19 protein-coding genes and 1 pseudogene are annotated in these 19388 nt (G+C 69.0%); 11 read left to right on the top strand and 9 right to left on the bottom strand.

Annotation, left to right across the window (positions count from 1 at the left end):
• The first annotated feature begins 31 nt into the window (after nucleotides 1-31).
• From ACFU8Q_RS06175 to msrB, 4 genes are all read left to right on the top strand, one after another.
• Complete coding sequence (locus ACFU8Q_RS06175) at nucleotides 32-796, top strand: pyrimidine reductase family protein (protein WP_384448480.1); 765 nt, start codon at nucleotides 32-34, stop codon at nucleotides 794-796.
• Nucleotides 797-945: 149 nt separating this feature from the next.
• On the top strand, nucleotides 946-1398 hold the full coding sequence (locus ACFU8Q_RS06170; protein WP_384448518.1) for an indole-3-glycerol phosphate synthase: 453 nt from the start codon (nucleotides 946-948) through the stop codon (nucleotides 1396-1398).
• A 40-nt stretch (nucleotides 1399-1438) separates the two neighbouring features.
• A complete protein-coding gene (gene murC / locus ACFU8Q_RS06165; RefSeq protein ID WP_384448477.1) occupies nucleotides 1439-2833 on the top strand; it encodes a UDP-N-acetylmuramate--L-alanine ligase in 1395 nt (464 codons plus the stop codon).
• A gap of 9 nt (nucleotides 2834-2842) precedes the next feature.
• Entirely contained in the window at nucleotides 2843-3250 is a 408-nt protein-coding gene (gene msrB / locus ACFU8Q_RS06160; protein WP_383847424.1) for a peptide-methionine (R)-S-oxide reductase MsrB, read from the top strand.
• Between the two features lie 104 nt (nucleotides 3251-3354).
• Here msrB and ACFU8Q_RS06155 read toward each other — a convergent pair whose 3' ends face one another.
• Nucleotides 3355-3825, bottom strand: a complete 471-nt coding sequence (locus tag ACFU8Q_RS06155) for a hypothetical protein (RefSeq protein WP_384448474.1) — start codon at nucleotides 3823-3825, stop codon at nucleotides 3355-3357.
• Between the two features lie 168 nt (nucleotides 3826-3993).
• On the opposite strand from ACFU8Q_RS06155, the gene ACFU8Q_RS06150 reads away from it, so the two are divergent.
• Nucleotides 3994-5193 carry an MFS transporter gene (locus tag ACFU8Q_RS06150; protein ID WP_384448471.1) on the top strand — a complete coding sequence of 400 codons (1200 nt, stop codon included), beginning with the start codon at nucleotides 3994-3996 and terminating at the stop codon, nucleotides 5191-5193.
• Here ACFU8Q_RS06150 and ACFU8Q_RS06145 read toward each other — a convergent pair.
• Nucleotides 5180-7645: a GTPase-associated protein 1-related protein gene (locus ACFU8Q_RS06145; protein ID WP_384448468.1), complete on the bottom strand. Its 2466-nt coding sequence runs from the start codon at nucleotides 7643-7645 to the stop codon at nucleotides 5180-5182. The two genes, ACFU8Q_RS06150 and ACFU8Q_RS06145, sit on opposite strands and share 14 nt — an antisense overlap.
• A 377-nt stretch (nucleotides 7646-8022) precedes the next feature.
• Between ACFU8Q_RS06145 and ACFU8Q_RS06140 the strand changes: the two genes are divergently transcribed.
• A complete protein-coding gene (locus tag ACFU8Q_RS06140) occupies nucleotides 8023-8907 on the top strand; it encodes a peptidase S1 (RefSeq protein ID WP_384448465.1) in 885 nt (294 codons plus the stop codon).
• Between the two features lie 81 nt (nucleotides 8908-8988).
• On the opposite strand, the gene ACFU8Q_RS06135 is transcribed toward ACFU8Q_RS06140, so the two are convergent.
• A complete protein-coding gene (locus tag ACFU8Q_RS06135) occupies nucleotides 8989-9234 on the bottom strand; it encodes a DUF397 domain-containing protein (RefSeq protein WP_384448462.1) in 246 nt (81 codons plus the stop codon).
• Nucleotides 9231-10085, bottom strand: coding sequence for a Scr1 family TA system antitoxin-like transcriptional regulator (locus tag ACFU8Q_RS06130; protein ID WP_384448459.1), 855 nt, complete (start codon nucleotides 10083-10085; stop codon nucleotides 9231-9233). Before ACFU8Q_RS06130 ends, ACFU8Q_RS06135 begins: the two co-directional genes overlap by 4 nt.
• Nucleotides 10086-10243: 158 nt before the next feature.
• Between ACFU8Q_RS06130 and ACFU8Q_RS06125 the strand changes: the two genes are divergently transcribed.
• Nucleotides 10244-10714 carry an ATP-binding protein gene (locus ACFU8Q_RS06125; RefSeq protein WP_384448456.1) on the top strand — a complete coding sequence of 157 codons (471 nt, stop codon included), beginning with the start codon at nucleotides 10244-10246 and terminating at the stop codon, nucleotides 10712-10714.
• Between the two features lie 29 nt (nucleotides 10715-10743).
• Here the strand turns inward: ACFU8Q_RS06125 and ACFU8Q_RS06120 are convergent, their stop codons facing one another.
• The 3 genes from ACFU8Q_RS06120 to ACFU8Q_RS06110 form a co-directional block, all read right to left on the bottom strand.
• On the bottom strand, nucleotides 10744-11229 hold the full coding sequence (locus ACFU8Q_RS06120; protein WP_384448453.1) for a hypothetical protein: 486 nt from the start codon (nucleotides 11227-11229) through the stop codon (nucleotides 10744-10746).
• Nucleotides 11230-11327: 98 nt separating this feature from the next.
• Complete coding sequence (locus ACFU8Q_RS06115; protein WP_384448450.1) at nucleotides 11328-12851, bottom strand: S8 family serine peptidase; 1524 nt, start codon at nucleotides 12849-12851, stop codon at nucleotides 11328-11330.
• Nucleotides 12852-12922: 71 nt separating this feature from the next.
• Nucleotides 12923-13267: a hypothetical protein gene (locus tag ACFU8Q_RS06110; protein WP_384448447.1), complete on the bottom strand. Its 345-nt coding sequence runs from the start codon at nucleotides 13265-13267 to the stop codon at nucleotides 12923-12925.
• Nucleotides 13268-13507: 240 nt separating this feature from the next.
• Here ACFU8Q_RS06110 and ACFU8Q_RS06105 point away from each other — a divergent pair, with 240 nt between their 5' ends.
• The 3 genes from ACFU8Q_RS06105 to ACFU8Q_RS06095 all read left to right on the top strand — a co-directional run bounded on the left by ACFU8Q_RS06105 (nucleotide 13508) and on the right by ACFU8Q_RS06095 (nucleotide 16088).
• Entirely contained in the window at nucleotides 13508-14638 is a 1131-nt protein-coding gene (locus tag ACFU8Q_RS06105) for an IS630 family transposase (protein ID WP_384448445.1), read from the top strand.
• Between the two features lie 21 nt (nucleotides 14639-14659).
• Nucleotides 14660-15097 carry a cytidine deaminase family protein gene (locus ACFU8Q_RS06100; protein WP_384448442.1) on the top strand — a complete coding sequence of 146 codons (438 nt, stop codon included), beginning with the start codon at nucleotides 14660-14662 and terminating at the stop codon, nucleotides 15095-15097.
• 130 nt (nucleotides 15098-15227) lie between these two features.
• Nucleotides 15228-16088 (top strand): phosphotransferase family protein, encoded by an 861-nt coding sequence (locus ACFU8Q_RS06095; protein WP_384448515.1) that lies wholly within the window; start codon nucleotides 15228-15230, stop codon nucleotides 16086-16088.
• A 434-nt stretch (nucleotides 16089-16522) separates the two neighbouring features.
• Here the strand turns inward: ACFU8Q_RS06095 and ACFU8Q_RS06090 are convergent, their stop codons facing one another.
• Nucleotides 16523-17452, bottom strand: a complete 930-nt coding sequence (locus tag ACFU8Q_RS06090; RefSeq protein WP_384448439.1) for a hypothetical protein — start codon at nucleotides 17450-17452, stop codon at nucleotides 16523-16525.
• Nucleotides 17453-17887: 435 nt separating this feature from the next.
• On the bottom strand, nucleotides 17888-18142 hold the full coding sequence (locus tag ACFU8Q_RS06085) for a hypothetical protein (protein ID WP_384448436.1): 255 nt from the start codon (nucleotides 18140-18142) through the stop codon (nucleotides 17888-17890).
• 43 nt (nucleotides 18143-18185) lie between these two features.
• On the opposite strand from ACFU8Q_RS06085, the pseudogene ACFU8Q_RS06080 reads away from it, so the two are divergent.
• Nucleotides 18186-19386, top strand: a pseudogene (locus ACFU8Q_RS06080) (IS3 family transposase).
• Nucleotides 19387-19388: the final 2 nt, after the last annotated feature.

Below are 19388 nucleotides of genomic sequence, written 5' to 3'. Positions count from 1 at the left end.
CAACCTTAAGCGCCGTGCCAGACTGCAGAACATGCGACGCCTCTTCCCTGTGACCGACCCGACACCGGCTGACGACGAGGGGGAGTGGAGCCTGGACGATCTGGCCGAGGCCTACGCGTACCCCGAGCAGGACGGCCCCTGGCTGCGCGCCAACATGGTTTCGACGCTCGACGGCGCCGCCCAGCACGACGGCCGCTCGCAGCCGATCTCCTGCGCGAGCGACATGCGGATCTTCGGCACCCTGCGCGGGCTGGCCGACGCGGTCGTGGTGGGGGCGGAGACGGTACGGCTGGAGGGCTACCGGCCCGCCAGGGCGCGCGAGGCGTTCGCCGCCCGCCGGGCCGCGGCCGGGCAGGGGCCCGCGCCGGCGATCGCCGTGGTGAGCGGCAGCCTGGACCTGGACTTCTCGTTGCCGCTCTTCGTCTCTCCCCTCGTCCCGACCCTCGTGCTGACCGGCGTCGGAGCACCTCCCGACCGGATCGTGGCGGCGCGGCAGGCGGGCGCCGAGGTGGTGATGGCGGGGGAGGGCTCCCGGGTGGACCCCGCCAGGGCCGTACGGGAGCTGGCGGACCGCGGTTTCAAGCGGCTGCTGACCGAGGGCGGGCCCAGGATGCTGGGCCAGTTCGTGGCGGCCGGGGTGCTGGACGAGCTATGTCTGACGGTCTCGCCGATGCTGACCGCCGGCGACGCGCAGCGGATCGCCGGGGGGCCCTCGGTCGCCGTGCCGGAACGATTCGCCCTGGCATCGCTGCTGGAAGAGGCCGGGTTCCTCTTCACCCGATACCGTCGGATCTGACAATCGGTGGAATTTACCGTTCCGGTTAGCTTCCGGCGGGCACAATTACTCTCGCAGACCCCGTGCGAGCACGGGGAAGGATGGTTTCAGCAGAGGCCGGTGACGGTCACTGGAGCAGAAGGGCGCCCGTGGTGTTCACCAGCGTTTTGATGATCGAGAAGGCCCTCACTTCCGAGGACGTCGAGTTCGTCACCACCCTGCACGGGGAGGAGCAGACCTCCTTCGTCGTGCTCATGCAGCCGCGCGGTGACCAGGCCGATGTGCTGTTGCGGGCCATCGACGACCTGGCAATGGGCGAACTGAAGGAAGCCGCCCGCGAGGCCGAGGAGCCGGAGGGCAAGGATGCCCGGCAATCCGCCGAACTGGCGCTCGAAGTGTCGCTCGAAGCGCTGCGGCAGGCAGGCTCCGAGGCGGTCGGGCAGGTGATCGAGGAGCATCCGCTGGACAAGCTGAAGACCGTGGTCGACGACGCGGAGGCGGACGAGGTCATCGTGCTGACCGCGCCGCACTACGTGGAGGAGTTCTTCCACCGGGACTGGGCGTCCAGGGCCCGGCACAAGGTCGGCGTCCCGGTGCTCAAGCTCTTCGCGCACAGCGAATAGGCTGTACGGGACTCGTTTCGACTTTTGGGGAGACACACGCATGGCATCCGGTATTCCTGCCGCCATGGAACGGCCGCATTTCATCGGCATCGGCGGCGCCGGAATGTCGGGCATCGCGAAGATTCTCACCCAGCGCGGTGCGAAGGTCGCGGGCAGCGACGCCAAGGAGTCGGGTACGGCCGAGGCGCTGCGCGCGCTGGGGGCGACCGTCCACATCGGACACGCCGCCGCCCATCTGGCGGACGACGCCTCGTGCGTGGTCGTCTCCAGCGCCATCCGCCCCGACAACCCGGAGCTGGTGCGCGCCGCAGAGCTGTCGATCCCCGTCGTCCACCGCTCCGACGCGCTGGCCTCCCTGATGGAGGGGGCGCGCGCGATCGCGGTGGCCGGTACGCACGGCAAGACGACCACCACGTCGATGCTGGCCGTCGCTCTGTCCGAACTGAACCTCGACCCCTCGTACGCCATCGGCGGCGACCTCGCGGGCCCGGGTACCAACGCCGCCCACGGCGAGGGTGCGATCTTCGTCGCCGAGGCGGACGAGAGCGACCGCAGCTTCCAGAAGTACGACCCCGAGGTCGCGATCGTCCTCAACGTCGAGCTGGACCACCACGCGAACTACGCCTCGATGGACGAGATCTACGAATCCTTCGAGACGTTCGCCGGCAAGATCGTCCCCGGCGGCACTCTGGTGATCGCCGCCGACCAGCCCGGCGCCGTCGAGCTGACCGAGCGGGTGCGTGCGCGCTCGTCGGTGAAGGTGGTCACCTACGGTGAGTCCGAGACCGCCGACGTGCGCGTCCACAAGGTCACCCCGCGCGGCCTGACCAGCGAGGTCACGGTCATCCTGAACGGGAAGTACCTCACCTTCACGGTCTCCGTGCCCGGCCGCCACTACGCCCACAACGCGGTCGCCGCGCTCGCCGCCGGTGTCGCCCTCGGCATCCCGGCCCACAATCTCGCCTCGGCCCTCGGCAAGTACACCGGGGTCAAGCGCCGCCTCCAGCTCAAGGGCGAGGCGGCGGGCGTGCAGGTCATCGACTCGTACGCGCACCACCCCACCGAGATGGCCGCGGACCTCGAAGCGATGCGCGGCGCCGCGTCCGACGCCCGCCTCCTGGTCGTCTTCCAGCCCCACCTCTTCTCCCGCACCCAGGAGCTCGGCACCGAGATGGGCCAGGCCCTCGCGCTGGCCGACGCCTCCGTGGTCCTGGACATCTACCCGGCCCGCGAGGACCCGATCCCCGGCATCACCAGCGACCTGATCATCGAAGCCGCCAGGGCCGCGGGCGCCGACGTCACCGCCGTCCACGACAAGGCGGCGGTCCCCGGGACCATCGCGGGAATGGCGAAGCCCGGCGACCTCGTTCTCACCATGGGCGCGGGCGACGTCACGGACCTCGGCCCGCAGATCCTGGACCACCTGTCGAGCTGAGGGAGCGACGTGTCGTACGACATCGAGAAGCCGGACGAGCAGTGGCGGGCGGAGCTGACCCCCGCCGAGTACGCGGTCCTGCGCCAGGCCGGCACGGAACCCGCCTTCGTCGGCGAATACACCGACACCAAGACCACGGGCGTCTACTCCTGCCGCGCCTGCGGTGCGGAGCTGTTCCGCTCCGACACCAAATTCGAGTCCCACTGCGGCTGGCCGTCCTTCTACGACCCGAAGGACACGGACGCGGTCGAACTGATCCAGGACCGCAGCCACGGCATGGTCCGCACGGAGGTCCGCTGCTCCCGCTGCGGATCGCACCTCGGCCATGTCTTCGAGGGTGAGGGCTACCCGACCCCGACGGACCAGCGGTACTGCATCAACTCGATCTCGCTGCGGCTGACGCCCGACGAGGGCTGACAGCCACGACCTGAGGCCGTGACCTGACGGCCACGTCCTGACCGGCCGTGACTTGACGGCTACGTCCTTACGGCCGTGACCTGAGCGAGGGCTGGCGCCGGGCGTCAGCCCTCGTCCTCGCCCTCGGGGTTCTCCGGCCGCAGCAGCGGGTGGGCGACGCCCGGGAAGACCCGGGCCCGTACGACCGGCTCCGCGGACCCGCCCCGGACGACCGTCTCGGCGACGCCCCACGGCCGGCCGGGCAGGACCACGGTCAGGATGTACGAGGACGCGCAGCCCGTGCAGTCGTAGCGGTCCGCCCAGGTCTCCACGTCCGTGACACTCCCGGGGTAGCGCGCCACGTGCCGGTGCGGCGCGTGACAGCGCTCGCATCGCTCGCCGGGTTCGCACGTACCACCGCAGGGGCACGGCACGTCGAGCGATTCGGCGGGACGCCAGCGCTGGGTGAGGACGGCCTCACGCGTGGCACCCATGTCCTTCATCGCCTTCAGATTGCGGGCGGCGACGTTGTACGACTCGCCGGTCGCGGCCATCCGGTCCCGGATGACGTCCTTGCGTCCGCGGTTCGTCGTCATGTGTTCCTCCTGGGGGTGTCACGCAGCCCGCCGGGAGCACACGAGATCGATATGTCACATCGATATGTCACACGGTACCGGTCACTCCCGCGCAAAATCACATGCCTGCCGGTGCGGACTCTGCCAGGCTGACGAGCCGCTTCGACGGGCGAGGACAGGAACAGGCGTATGGGCACCGCACAACCAGCTCTGTGGCACAGGCCGGCGGTGCTCGTGGCCCTGATGCTGTCCGCCTTCACCTTCAACACCGCGGAGAACCTGCCGATCGGCCTCCTGGAACTCATCTCCGAGGGCCTGCGGGTGTCCGTGCCGGCGGTCGGCTACCTGGTCACCGGTTACGGCGTGACGGTCGCCGTGGCGTCCCTGCCACTGGCCCATGTCACACGGGCCGTACCCCGGCGTCATGTGCTCACGGGACTGCTGGCCGCGCTCGTGGTGTCCAGTCTGGTCGCGGCGCTGTCCACCTCCTACTCGCTGCTGCTCGCGGCGCGGCTGCTGACCGCGCTCGCCCAGGCGCTGTTCTGGGCCGTGATGGGGCCGGTCGCGGTGGGCCTGTTCCCGCCCGAGGCCCGTGGGCGGGTGCTCGGGGCGCTGTCCGTCGCCGGTTCGCTCGCCCTCGTGCTCGGTGTACCCGCCGGAACCTGGCTGGGCCGGCGGAGCGACTGGCCGGTGCCGATCGCGGCGCTCGCGGGTCTGGGAATCATCTCCCTCGTGACGATCGCCGTCCTGCTGCCGACCTCGCGTCCGGAAGAAGGACACTCCGCCTACGGAACCCGTCCCGACGCCCGCCGGTTCGGGACCGTCCTCGTGGCCGGGGCCCTGTCCGCCACCGGGGCGTTCGCGGGATACACCTACCTCGTGAAGTTCCTGGGCGACGTGGGCGGGTTCTCCCCGAGCGCGGTCAGCGCCCTGTTCATGGCTTTCGGTCTCGCGTGTCTGGCCGGGGTGAGCATCACCGGGGCACTGCTGGACCGCTTCCCGCACGCCACGCTGACCACGGCCGTGGCCACGCAGGCGGTGGGCCTGCTCGGCCTGTACGCGGCCGGCACCGATCCGGTGGCGGCGGTGGTGTTCCTGATGCTGATGGGCGCCGCACTCGGGCCGGTGTTCATGGCCACTCAGAACGAGATGCTGCGCTGCGCACCGGGCCGCACGGACATCGCACTCGCGGCCAACTCAGCCGCCTACAACGCCGGTATCGCGGCGGGCGCCGCGCTCGGGGCACTGGTCCTGCCGCTCGCCGGCGTGCGCGGCGCCTTCCTCGTGGGCGGGCTGCTGACCGTCGGGGCCAGCGCGGTACTGCTCGGCGGAACTCGAAACGGGACGGGACACACGACGAGCAGGCCGGCCCCGGTCAGGGCCGCCTGACGCGTCGCGCCAGCCGCTTGCCGATTCGGCCGAGGGTGCCGCCGGGGCGGTTCCACGCCTTGAACGCCTCGGCGCGCTGTCTGCTGCCGGCCCGCTCGACGGCCTCCTCCACCGCGGTGATCGCGGCGGACGACAAGGCACCCACCGCCGGACGCAGCACATCCTCCAGCAAGGAGGCGGTGGTCCGCGTCCACGCGCGGCCCGCGTGCGGGTGGACGGTCCAGACGGTGAAACAGTCGGCCGCATAAGCCGGTTCGGCCCGCAGCCGGGCGAGGACGGTCTCCTGGCGGGCCGCCCTGCCGTAGGCCGCGATGAGGTCCGCGTCGTCGCTGTGGACGAACGCGTACAGCTCCGCTTCGGGGCGGTCCGGGGCGAGCAGTTGCCGGGCCAGGGCGCCGAACGCCTGGTCGCGTACGCCCGGCTCCACCGGTTCCGCCCCGGCGTACAGCTTCCGGACCCGTGCCGCCCAGCCGGGCTCCGCCGCCCCCGACCGCAGCTCCCGCGCGAACTCCAGGAGCAGCAGGGCGCCGCGCGCCCGCGCGTCGATCTCCTGCGGGAAGCCGCGCAGCAGGTCATGGGCGAGTTCGGGGGCCTCCTCGTCGTCCGCGGGGGCGCCGAGTGCCGCCGCGACGAGAACGGACCACGTACCGGCCGTACGGTGCGCGTCGGAGGTGGTCCCGCCCAGCAGCAGCCGGGCCTCGCCCGCGGTCGGCAGATCCTCGCCCCACACCAGACCCACCCCGGTCCGCAGTACCAGCGGTTCGGTGAAAGGTGACATGCCACCGGCGCGGAGCACCGTGTGCAGCACCTTCACCCGGTCGCCGCCGCCCGCCCTGGCGTCCGGCGCCGCCGCGCACATCCGCAGATGCGGCAGCGCCTGCGCTCCCGTGAACGGCAGGGCGACCCCGGTCAGCAGCCGCTCCGTCCCCGCCGGGTCGTGCGGGGTGATCCGGTCCAGCTCGCCCAGCAACGCCGTACGGACATCGAACTGTTCGTCCAGGAGGTCGAGCAGCACCGGTGCGCAGCCGGCCGCCCCTTCGTCCAACAACGACCGGGCCATCCTGCGTACGACGTCGGGAAGCAGGGCCGCGCAGTCCACGTCCAGCAGCCGCGCGATCCGCAGCAGTTGCACGGTGCGGGCCACACCCGGTCCGGGCGCGGCCGACGACGCGGACGCGGTGGCCGCACCGGTGGCGAGTTCGGTACGCAGGTCCTCGCCCAGGGCCGCGACGAGCGCGGCGGCGGCCCGCTCCCCGGCCGGCCCGGCGAAGGCCGAGCGCGCGGGCGGTTCGAGTGCGACATCACCACCGCGCACTGCCTCCGTCACCAGCAGAGCCGCGAGCGACGTGGTCGTGGCGGCCGGGGACCGACCGTCGAGAGCAGTCAACAACCGTGACACACAGGCGAGTTCAGGGGTCGTGCGGTCGATGCCGGGAGCGGTCAGCGCATCGGTCAGCCGCCGTGTCCGCTCCTCGTCCAGCGCGTACGGCCGCTCGGCGGCCCAGGCGGCTGCCGCGGCCCGCCCGTCGGGGCCGAGCTCGACGCCCGAGCACAGGGCCGTCACGGCGAGCGGTCCGGCGGCGAAGGGGTCGCCGGGCAGCTCCGCCGCCATCCGGAACAGTTCCGGAGACCGGCTCCGCCAGATCCGGGCGCAGGTCTCGGCCCAGGCGTCGGCCACCGGCCCCTCCGGACGCGGACCGGTGCAGTCGTGCACCCGCAGCCCGCTGTCGGGGCCGGCCGTTCTGGGCACGTCGTCCGGCAGCACCCCGACGACCTGGTGCGGGGACTGTGCCGGACGGCGGGTGTACGTCGTGAAGGTCAGCCGTTGCGCGGTCTCCGGCGGGAGCACGGCAGCGGCCAGGGCGATCCACCGGGCCACATCGGCGCTCTGCCGTTCCACGAGCACCACGCGCGCCGACGACGGTTCCTCGCTCACCCGGCGCAGATCGGCGAAGACCGCCGCCAGCCAGGGGCTCCGGGAGACCGCGAAGTCGTTGAGCGCCTCCGGCCCGAAGGCGGCGGAGGCGGGCAGGTGGGCCATGCGGCCGGGCACTCCGCCGTCCGGTGGGGTGGACGCCCAGTTCGGCGACCGCCAGGCCGTGACCGGCAGCGCGTCGCCCGGCAGCCGGGTACCGGCCGGAAGATGCACCGCGTGCGCGTGGAAACGGCCCGCGCCGGGGCCGCCGAGCGCCACCGTACGGCTCAGCAGATGACTGCCGTCGGACAGCGCGCTGAAGCTGAACGCCTCCGGAAACGACCGGAGTTCATCAACAGTCGGGTGGTACGGGGCGGCAGCCGGTGGCTCGTAGCCGAGGAGCTGCTCGGCCTCGGCCAGCACCGGCGTGGGTATGCCCGCGCTGACCGCAGTGAAGCGTGCACCGCCCCCGTCGCCGTCCCCGTCGTCCCCCGCAGAGGCAGAGGCAGAGGTGTAATGCAACTGCGCGAGGCTCATGCGTAGGCCCTTTTCGTCCTTGCCGCGAACGTCCCCGTACCGTCAGCACGCTCGCTCCGACGGCCACCCGTCGAGGGCAGGCCGTCCGGGCGCAGCGACGACCCCGGCGGGGAGCGGTCCGCAATCGCGGGAGCGACGCTATCAAGGCGCGCCGCCCCCGTACGCACCCTGCCGGAAGGTCACGCGGGCGACCCCGACGGAGGTGTTCGGCCCAACGGGACCGCACGCGACAAAAGTCCGTTCGGTGCCTCTTCATCACTCCAATGGCCTACGCACGCCCCGTCCTTCGGGTCGTTGGTCGTCTTCGGATTGATGAATCCCCTGCGGGCACCGCATCTCCGGTCCCAAGGGTCGCTCTACGTGAAGGAGTTGCACGGATGAATCTCAAGACACTCTCCGCGGTCGCCGCCGTCCTGGCCCTGGCCGGCCTCACCGGTGCGGCCGCGGCCAACGCTGTGCCGGGCACGGTCTCGGGCAACGGTGGCAACCGCATCGGCGTTCTGCGCGCCAACGGTGACGCGTACGTGAAGGAGGGCGGTCTCGGCGCCAGGTGGGTCAAGGGGTCCGGCGGCATCAAGCAGGTCGTCCTGTCCGGCAAGCGCATTGGCGTTCTCACCGGTGACGGCACCGCTTGGGTGAAGGAGGGCGGCCTCGGCGCGAGGTGGGTCCGCGAGTCCGACGACGTCAAGCAGATCGCGCTCGCCGGCAACCGCATCGGCGTCCTGAAGGACAACGGTGACGCGTACGTGAAGGAGGGCGGCCTCCGCGCCTCGTGGGTCCACGAATCCGTGAAGGTCAAGGAACTGGAGCTCTCGGGCAACCGGATCGGCGTCGTGACGGGCGACGGAGCCGTGTGGGTGAAGGAGGGCGGCCTCAGCGCGAGGTGGGTCAAGGAATCCGGCAACGTCATCGGCCTCGACCTGGCGGGCAACCGCATCGGTGTCCTCACGAGTGACGGCGTCGCCTGGGTGAAGGAGGGCGGTCTCGGCGCGAAGTGGGTGCGGGAGCACAACGACGGCATCCAGCTCGAACTGTCCGGCAATCGCATCGGCGTCCTGACGGACAGGGGCGACGCCTATGTGAAGGAGGGCGGCCTCGGCGCCAGGTGGGTCCACGAGTACACCCACACCATCCAGATCGCCCTGTCGGGCAAGCGCATCGGCGTCCTCAAGGGCGACGGCGAGGCACGGGTCAAGGGAGGCGGCCTGGGCGCGACGTGGGTACTGGAGGCTCGCAGCGTCACCGAGCTGGCGCTGTCCTGACGCCTGACATGTAATAGCCGCCTTGCCGCGCACCGGAGTTGATCCGGTGCGCGGCACGTTGCCGTGTCCGTCCGCGCCCGGTCAGTCGCTCACGGCGTAGGCGACGAAGCCGGTCCAGGCGGCGGGGGAGAGCGCGAGCTGCGGACCCTGCTCGACCTTGGAGTCCCGGACGTGGACGGTGGTGGGGCAGGTGGCGACCTCTACGCAGGAGTCGCCGGAGCCGCCGCTGTAGGTGGACTTGTGCCAGGACATGGCGACTTCTACGCAGGAGTCGCCTGAGGGGCTGCTGTAGCTGCTCTTGAACCAGGCCAGGTCTGTGGTGCTCATACCGCTCCTCGCATCCGCTGCAACAGGCCCACGGAGTATTCGAGGGAGTGAGCCTGTGAACGCATCCTGGCATACCGCATCTGGAGCGTGCTGACGACCTTTGGGTCGGACATGAAGTGGCCATGCTCCTGCCCTTCGCCGTAGCCGAACCACTTGTTTTCCGGTGTTTCCAGCAGTTGCATGGGGCCGTGCAGTCCCGCATGGCGTTCGCGTACCTGCGGCATTACCTGGATCTCGATGTTTCGCAGCTGAGACAGGTCAAGTACATGGTCGATGAGCTCCAAGGTGACGGCTCGCCCACCTGTGTGTCGCAGGAAGAGATGTTCTTCGAGGATGAAGCTGTAGTTGGTGTTCGGTCGATCCCGAAGCAGGCATTGCCGCTCCATTCGTGCTGCAAGCTGGGCCTCGATTTGCTCGTCGCACAATGGGGGAAGCTGGTCAGCGAACGATGCGCGCGCGTACGCCTCCGTCTGTAACAGGCCTGGAATCAAACGGCATTCGTACGTGTGCAGGCTCAGCGCCTCCGTTTCCATCTGCGCCCACTGACGGAACCAACTCGCCAATCCCGGCCGCCGCGACAAGTGCTTGGCCGCAGCCTCGATGACCCCGAACGCGTCCAGGACGTCCTCCGCACGGTCGACGAACGCAGGCGGCGGAAACCGTCGCCCCTGCTCGATCGAGGCGACCGTGGGCACCGAGTACCGGACCTTCGGCGCGAACTGCTCCTGTGTCAGCAGTGCTCGCTTCCGGAAGACCTTGACGACCTCCCCGAACGCCTTCAGGCTGTCGGAGGGCTCAGGCTCCCCGTTCGCGCCCGTCGCTCCAGCCGTTCCGCCGACACCGTCCGTCATGTCCGGCCACCTCCCGTGCCCTGTGCCTGCCCCGGTCCGCAACTCGCTCATGGTCACGGAACGTTACGCGTACTGTCCACCCTCCGCACCCGTACGTTGACTCAGCGTACGAGTTGCTGAGCTGGTCCGATGGGTGTTCCGGTCGTCACGGTGGGCGCATGGAAGCACTCACCAACCCCCAACCGCCGTTCACCGTAAGTGTGTTCGCGCAACGCTTCAGCTCGACGCCGCGAGGAGCGAGGCTCGCCCGTCATCTGGCACTGCACGTGCTGCACGACTGGGGCATCCCGTACCGCAGTGACGCATCGGAGGCGGCGGCGTCGATCGTCGCCGAGCTTGCGGCGAACGCAGTCACGCACGGCCGGGTGCCGGGCCGCGACTTCGAGTTGCGGCTGACCCATGCACCGGGCGACACACAGGTGCTCGGCGTCCTGCGGATCGAGGTAACTGATACGCGGGGCGAGCGGCGCCCGCCGGGGCCGGGGGAACTGGGGGCGCCGCCGCCCGGTTCCAGCAGCGGGAACGGGAACGGGCTGATCATCGTCGAGGCCCTGGCCGACCGGTGGGCGGTGCTGGACCGGGTGCCGCTGGGCAAGACGGTCCGCGCCGAGCTGGACCTGCTGTACTGACGGGCGCGAGAGCGCCCGTCGCGGCCGGATCATCCGGGCAGTGAGGACGCCTCACCGAAGGCGGCGAGCAATTGGAGCGGAAACTCGGGATCGGCCTGGCCGATGGTCAGAGCGAGCCATCGGCCGGTAGCGGCAGGTCGCCAGACCTGCATGCTGCCTGCGACGCCGCACAGGAAGTTCAACGGCTCGGGTGCCACGAAGTCGGGGTCGGGACTGTCGAAGCCGAGGTACGGCCACAGGTCGACGGTCTCGGGTTCGGCCCAACGGTTGGTCAGAACCACAGCCAGCACGGCGAGATCGCCTTCAAGCGCCTGCTCGGCCGCTTCGACGGTTTCCGTACTGCGGTCCTCCCAGAAGTCCTGGCTCTCCCGGAGCACGGCCAGGTGATATCCGGGGCCGCTCCACCGCTCCCCGTCCCTCTGCTGTTCCTCCTGGTCGGGGAACGGCAGTGCGATGAGGCTGCCGATGACGGACAGTTGGTCATTCGTCGAACGCGTCAGACGCTGGTTCTGCACGGTCGCAGCCTAATTCCGCCTGACGGCGACGGGCCTCACGAAGGGGTCGACGCGAACCAACAGAGTCGACGGCCCGGCCCCTTGCGCGCGGAAGCCGCTTACTTCGTCACAGCGTTCAACGCGTTCACGATCCCCCGCCCGTAGAACCCGTTGTGGTTCTTCGACCCCTTGCACACGGCGTCGATCTTGCCGTCGGAGTCGATGTCGTACGGATCGGTGCACGGCGTGGCGTCGGCCTCGGAGTACAGCAGGGCCTTCACCTGGCCGGCGGTGGCGTGCGGGTGCGTCGACTTGATGAGGGCGGCCACCCCCGCGACGTGCGGGGACGCCATCGACGTGCCCATTGTGTAGGCCCACTTGCCGCCGGGCATCGTGCCGAGGATCCGACCATCGATGGCCGGTGCGGCCGGCGGCTGGTAGAGGGGGAAGTCTCCTCCGGGCGCGGCGACGTCTATGACGTGCAGACCGTAGTTGGAGAACGACGACTTGATGCCCTTCGCACCGGTCGCGGCCACGGTCACCACACCGGGCAGCTGGGCCGGTATGTCCAAGCACTGGTGCGGGTCGATCACGCGGTCGCCCGGCGTGCCGTCGTTCGGGGAGGCGGGGTCGGTGATGGAGTCCGCGTCCAGGTCGTGGCTTTCGTTGCCCGCGGCCGCGACGTTGACCGTGCCCTTACGCTCCGCGTACTGCGAGGCCCGGGTGATGGCGTCGACGAGCGCCCTCTGGTCCGGGTCGTCGAGGCAGTTGAAGTGCCAGGGGTCGGTGTAATAACTGTTGTTGGTGACGTCCACGTGGTGCTCGGCCGCCCAGACGAATCCGCAGACCACGGCCTCGGCGTAGATGTAGTCCGCCGGGGTGGACACCTTGATGCCGGCGACCCGCACGCCGGGCGCGACGCCGGTCATGCCGATGCCGTTCTTGGCGGCCGCGATCTCACCCGCGACATGCGTGCCGTGGGCGGCGCCCTCCGAGGCGCCCGGCCGCCAGGCCCCGTCCGCGGTGTTCGGCTTGCCCGAGGCGCAGTTGACGGACGCCTCGCGGTTGAAGTTCGGGGCGAGGTCGGGATGGGTGTCGTCCACGCCGGTGTCGATGACGGCGACCGTGACGTCGCGGCTGCCGAGCGTCTTCTCGTGCGCCTTGTCCGCCTTGATGGCGCTCAAGTTCCACTGCGACGGCTCCAGGGGGTCCTGGCCTTCGACCGATCGAGCGCTCGCGACCTCCTTGGCGCTGAGCATCCGTGTCGCGCCGACCTCGGTCGTCGACTGCGCGGCAAGGGGCGCGTTGCGGGTGGCGCCGGCCGACTGCACGCCCGGAACCTTTCGGATGGTCCGGGCGAAGTCGGGGTTCGAGGAGTGGACGACGATCACACCGATCCGGTCGTACGAGATCACGATGGTGCCGCCCGCGTCGACGATGGCCTTCTTCACCGTCGTGGACGGGCCTTGTCCGGTAGCGACGTTGACGATGTAGCTGAGGGAGGTCGCGTCGGCCGTCGTGGCCGTCGGGGCCGCCTCGGCCGCCGACGCCGTGACGTTGGGCAGGAAGGCGAGGGTGGTCGCCATGGCCATCCCCAGCGGAAGGGCGACGAGGCGATGGGAGCGCGTGCGCGGCGCTGTCATAGAGGTCTCCAGTTGATAGGAGGTGCGGGTGGTATGACGCGTGCGGAGGATCAACAAGTTGATCGGCGCAGCTACTTGACCGCCCTCGGGGCGTTGACGATGTCGAAGCCGTAGAGCCCGTTCACGCGCTTGCCGCCCGTGCAGGTCGTGTCCACGACCCCGTCGCCGTTGTAGTCGTAGGGGTCCTTCGGGCAGCTCGGGTTGTCCGCCCGGGCCTTCAGGAGCGCCTGGAGCTGCGCCGTCTCACGCCGCTCCTCGAACAGGTCGAGCGGCTCGCGCCCGGCGGCCGTCTCGATCGCCTCGACCAGCTGGGCACCGCTCAACGTGGCACGCGGATGCGCGCGCAACTCCGGGCGTACCAAATGCTCCCCGGTGGACGGGTGAACGCCGCAGCGCGAGATCGACGACGAGCTCACCGCCGGCATCCGTGGCCTGCAGGCAACGCATGGTCGCCTGCGTGAGCTCGCCACCGGGTAGCCGGCACCGCTGCCCACCGAAGTCGGTGCCCATCTGGAGCGCCTGGCCCGATGGACGCCAACCCCCCGAAGGACTTCCGGAGCCGACCACCTAATACCGCATCAGACAACCTTTGCCCCGTAGTGATGTGAGCCGTTCGGATGCTGGTTCGGGCGGCGCGGTGTCGCCAGGCTGTCCGGGTGACAGAACGAGTACGCGTCCGCGAGATCGATGATGACGAGGGACAGCGCCTGTTGCGGATCATCCGCAGAGGCACGGGGTCAGTGGTGACGTGGCGGCGGGCCCAGACGGTGCTGCTGTCCGCGCAGGGCATGCCCGTGGCAAAGACCGCCGAGGTGACGTTCACCAGCGCGGACCGGGTCCGGGACGTGATCCACAACTTCTACGCCGACGGCTTCGAGTCGCTCTACCCGAAGTACAGAGGTGGCCGGCCGAGGACGTTCACCCTGCCCGAGCGCCGCGAGATCAAGAAGATCGCCAAGTCCAAGCCGGCCGAGCACGGCCTGCCGTTTTCGACCTGGAGCCTGGCCAAGCTGGCCGACTTCCTGGTCGCCGAGGGGGTGGTCGACGACATCAGCCACGAGGGCCTGCGCATCCTGCTCGAGGAGGGCGTGTCCTTTCAACGCATAAAGACCTGGAAGGCCTCCCGCGACCCGGACTATGCAGCCAAGAAGGCCCGCGTCGAGCATCTCTACGCGATCGCCGATGGCGAGGTCATACCCGAGAACGGCGAACCCGACGTCGTCTTATGTCTCGACGAGTTCGGTCCGCTCAACCTCCAGCCCCACCCCGGGCGGCAATGGGCCGAGCGCGGTGGACGGCACAAGGACCCCGACCGCGAGCCCAGGCCCCGCCGGCGGGCGACCTACACCCGCCGACACGGGGTCCGGCACCTGTTCGCAGCCTTGGACCTGGGCAAGGACAAGCTCTACGGGCACATCAAGCCGAAGAAGAACAGGACGAGGTTCTTGGAGTTCTGCCGCTATCCGCGCAGCCTCTACCCGCCCGAGATCCGTATCGCGATCGTGCTCGACAACTTCTCCCCGCACCTGACCACGAAGAAGGACACCCGGGTCGGCGACTGGGCCGCGGCAAACAATGCCGAGTTCGCCTACACACCGACCAACAGCTCCTGGCTGAACCGCATCGAGGCCCAGTTCACCGCCCTGCGCTACTTCACCCTTGACGGCACCGACCATGCCAGCCACAAGGAGCAGGGCAGCATGATCCGCCGCTATATCATCTGGCGGAACAAGCACAGCGCCGATATTCGCTTGCGCGCCATCGTCATGGGGGCCAACGTCGCCTGACATCCGACGAAGGCAGAGAAGATGACCACGCAGACCCACCCCGTCGACCACGAACTCATCCAGGCCGCAGCCCACGTCGCTCGCACACGCTGCCGGGGCGACAACCACACCATGGCAGCCGCAGCCCGCGCCCGGGACGGCCGGATCGTCACCGCGGTGAACGCCTACCACTTCACCGGAGGACCCTGCGCCGAGTTGGTCCTCATCGGCGCGGCAGCCGCCCAGGGCGCCTACGAGCTGGACACCATCGTCGCCGTGGGTGACCGCGACCGAGGGGTTGTTCCCCCGTGCGGCCGGTGTCGCCAGGTCCTTCTCGACTACTTCCCTGTCCTGAAGGTCATCGTCGGCGAGGGCGACCGCATCCGAACCGTCCTGATCACTGACTTGCTGCCCGAAAGCTACGTCTGGGCCGACCATCAGCTCGACGCCGAGAAAACCGCGCCGCTCAGCACGAGCTGACACCGTCAGCCGAAGGGGCGAACGTTGCTTGATGCGGCACTAGGTAGTTGTGCCGAGCCACGATAGTTGGCACCTGGCCACGCTGGTTGGCATCGCCCTCGCTCATCTATGCCAAGATTCGAGGGTGGATATGACCGACGTCACGCGTGCGATCGCGGCTGCGACTTCGGTCGCCGCATCGCTCGACCTGCCAGCCAACGATGCAATCGTTCTCCACAACTCGAACAAGCTGGCACTGCGGCTGACGCCATGCGACGTCTTTGCCCGGGTCGCCCCTGTGGGACAAGAGGTTGCACAGTTCGAAGTCGATCTCGCTCAGCCGCTCACCGGGGTCGGATCCCCGGTGTGTCCCTTGGAGCCTCGGGCGGACCAGCGTGTGTACACGTGCGATGGCTTCGCAGTGACGCTGTGGACCTACTACGAGCCCGTGACACCTCACACCTCGCCAGTCGACTATGCCAAGGCGCTGGAGCAGCTGCACGCCGGCATGCGCGAGGTCGATGTGCCGAGCCCGAGGTTCACGGACCGGGTCACGGAGGCGGAAGAAGTTGTCGCCGACCCGGATCGCTCGCCGGAGCTCACCGACGCGGACCGCGTGTTCCTCAGCGGCAGGCTGGCAAGCCTGCGACGAGCGATCGACGACCGCGGCGCCGTGGAGCAGCTGCTCCACGGCGAGCCGCATCCAGGCAATGTGCTCAGCACGAAGAACGGCCCGTTGTTCATCGACCTTGAGACGTGCTGCCGCGGCCCCGTCGAGTTCGATCTCGCCCATGTTCCCGAGGCGGTCTGCGAGCACTACCCAAGCGTTGACCAAGGTCTGCTGGACGAGTGTCGGCAGCTCGTTATCGCGATGGTCGCCGCGTGGCGTTGGGAGCTTGGCGATCAGTTTCCGAATGGGAGGCGATTCGGAGAGGAATTCCTGCGCTTGCTGCGCGAGGGTCCGCCTTGGCCGACACTCGACACAGTGACCAGGCGACTGGATGGTCTGTAGAAATCGCCGAAGGTCACGTGAAAGCGGCAAGGAACCAAGCGACGGGACTGTCGCCGTTGCAACCCCATGCGCGCCGGCCTCGCTGCCGCGCTGAACCATGGCGCCGGAGCCAACAAACGTGGCAATTCATTACAGATGCCAAGAATTTTGGCCAGACGGTGCCAACTAGCTTGGCCAGGCTGTTGGGAGCCCCAGGTCACACAACCCGATTAGTGCCAAACATCGTGGCCCGGCACAGGTAGCAACGATGCCGGACGGAAGAGACAATGCGCAGGCGAGTCGTCGGTTTGGCCACCAGACTCCACACGTTGAACCGCTCTCTTGGCCACAGGATGTCGGATCTCAACCAGGCTTGCGTGTGGGGGAGTTGTGTCGCAAACGATGGCTCCCGTACGGCAGCCAAGCGTTGGAAATTCGGCGCATCTGGTGCCGGGTCAGACCCCCGCGGACGTCCGGGCGTCCTTGGCGGGTGTCACGGGCGCCGCCGCAGGGCCGCTGCCGTGCCCTTTCGGGGACCCGTACCAGGCTACTGCCACCGCGCCCGATACGGCGAGCACGAACCCGGTGATCGCCGCCCAGGCGAAGCCGGGACGGGAGGCATCGCCGAGCCACAGCACGCCGATGATGCCCGGCAGGACGGTCTCGCCGACGACCAGCGCGGCGGTGGCGCCGTTGACCGAGCCGATCTGCAGGGCGACCGTGTGCAGGTACATGCCGCCGATGCCTGCCACCAGGATCGCGTAGAGCGCCGGGTCGCAGAGCAGCGCTCCCGGGTCGAAAGGGTCGATGCCGTTCAGCACACGGACCCCGACACCGAGGGCGCCGAAGCCCAGTCCGGACAGCAGGCCGGCCAGGATCGCGGCGCGCACCCCCAGTAGGCGTACGACCACGGTGCCGCCCACGATCAGGAGCAGCGAGATCCCCAGCAGCCACCAGTGCGTGGAGATCGGGGTGTCGCCGCTGCCTTCCGGGCCCGCCGCCGTCGCCAGAAGCACCAGCGCGGAGCAGACCACAGCAATCGAGGTCCGCTCGGCGCGGTTGAGCCGGATGCCGAGGAGCTTGATGCTCAGCACCGCCGTGATCACCAAGTTGGCGCTGATCACGGTCTGCGACAGGAACAGCGGCAGGAGGCGCGCCGCCAGTGCGCCGAGCCCGAAGCCGACGAAGTCCAGGATGGTCCCGACGATGAACTCCCAGGTCATCGCCGCCTTCGCAGTGGACGACAGGCTCGGGCCACCGTGCTGGGTCACGCTGCCCTCGGCGGCCTCCCGGCGGGCTGACTTCTGTGATCCGACGGCCTGAAGGACGGAGCCCGTGCCGTAACAGATCGATGCTGCCACGGCGGTGAGCAGTCCTATGAGCACCGAAAGCTCCGTTCATGTATGGGTCGGTGGGGTTCGGTCCCGTTCCCACTGGCAGACGTGGGTTTCGGCGCGAAAGTTGCTTCCGGCGAGTCAGTTACCGGCGTATCTCTCTCCACAGGCCAACTACGGTCAGCCACATTGCCCATAGCACACTGCAACAGGTCTTAGCGCAGCGTCACGAAGTGTCCCCTTTCGCGCGTATCTCCTCCGCGCCCCAAAAAGGAGCCCACCCCCAGAAGCCGCATCACGGAGATCACCGTCGCAGCCCCGGTCCAGCGAAGTTGGTGACAACTAGAGCGAAAATCCCCAGGTGGTGACAACTGGAATGCCCAAACAGTGACAGGTACCGCGCTCAAGTCCACGCTCGGTGCCAGCTCACCGACCCACCTTGGTGTCACCTAGCTCGCCCAGTCACAGGAGCCCGTCGCTGTGTGACTACCGGGTCTGGAGGGCGCCGCGGTCGATGAGGCCCTGGATATAGGGAGGCCAGTCCCGCTCCAGGCTGATGGTGATGGCGGCGTGAACGTCAGCGCGTACCTGCGGGGTGACGTGTTCGACGTCGCCGCCCGGGTAGTACAGGCGCACCCCGTCGATCCGGTTGCCCGGTTCGGTGTGGCTGGTGTGCAGGTGACGGGCTGTTACCCGGTGGGGGTTGGTGGTGGGGTGAGGTGACCCCTGTGGTGTGGACACACCTGACAATGGATCTTGCTGATCCTGGAAGGTGTAGATCTACGTGGCACGGCCCTCGAAGTACAGTGCGGAGTTCCGGTCCGACGCGATCGCGTTGTGGCGGGCTTCGGCCGGCAGGCGGACGTTCAAGGACGTCGCGGCTGATCTGAACGTCAACCCCGAAACGCTGCGGACCTGGGTGCGTGATGCCGACGGTCGGTCGCCGCCGGCGCGTCGCAGGACATCGAGGCCGAGTTGGCCCGGCTGCGGGCGGAGAACGCGCGGCTGGCTAAGGCGGAGAAGGAATGGCAACTGGAGCGGGAGATCCTGCGTAGGGCAGCGGCCTATTTCGCCCGGGAGATGAAGTGAAGACCGCCGCTTGGGACTTCGTCTCCGCCCATGCCGACATGTTCGGTATCAAGCGGATATGCCGGGTGCTGGAGGTCTCCCGCTCGGGCTACTACCGGTGGATCGCCGGCGCCGAGGCGCGGGCGGGGCGGCAGTTCGAGGAGGACGCCCTGGTCGAGGAGATCCGCGAAATCCATGCCGAACACCGCGGGAACTACGGCGCGCTTCGAGTCCATGCCGAACTGCGCGGCTTCGGCCACACGGTCAACCACAAGCGCGTGGCCAGGCTGATGCGCAAGCACGGCCTCTTTGGCCGTCACCTGCGGAAGGAGAAGCGCACCACGATCCCGGACCGCCTCGCGCCGCCGGTGGCGGACCTGGTCCAGCGGGACTTCACCGCCAGTACGCTGGACGAGAAGTGGTGCGGCGACATCACATACGTGCAGGTCGGAGCCGCGTGGCTCTACCTTGCTTGCGTCATCGATATCCGGTCGCGCCGAGTGCTCGGCTGGTCGATGGCCCCGCACATGCGGGCCGAGCTCGTCATCGACGCACTCCAGGCCGCGGTCGCGACCCGCGGCGGCAACGTGGCCGGAGTGATCTTCCACGCGGACCGCGGATCGCAATACACCTCGGCCGCGTTCGCCCAGGTCTGCGACCTGCACGGCATCCGCAGAAGCATGGGCAGGGTCGGCTCCAGCTACGACAACGCCCTGGCCGAGAGCTTCTGGCAGGGACTGAAGCGAGAAACGACGCACCGGAGAGTGTTTGTGACGATGTCTCAGGCAAGGCTCGAGATATTCCGGTGGCTCACCTACTACAACGCCCGACGCCGACACAGCGCGCTCTCCTACCTCTCCCCGATGGAGTTCGAACAGCACCACCACAAGACAGCTAAACTCTCACTCGCAGCATGAAC

Origin of the sequence: Streptomyces sp. NPDC057543 (assembly GCF_042801895.1) — a bacterium.
Classification (GTDB): domain Bacteria; phylum Actinomycetota; class Actinomycetes; order Streptomycetales; family Streptomycetaceae; genus Streptomyces.
Note: the sequence above shows the minus strand (reverse complement) of the source record. Positions and strands in the feature narration are given on the sequence as shown.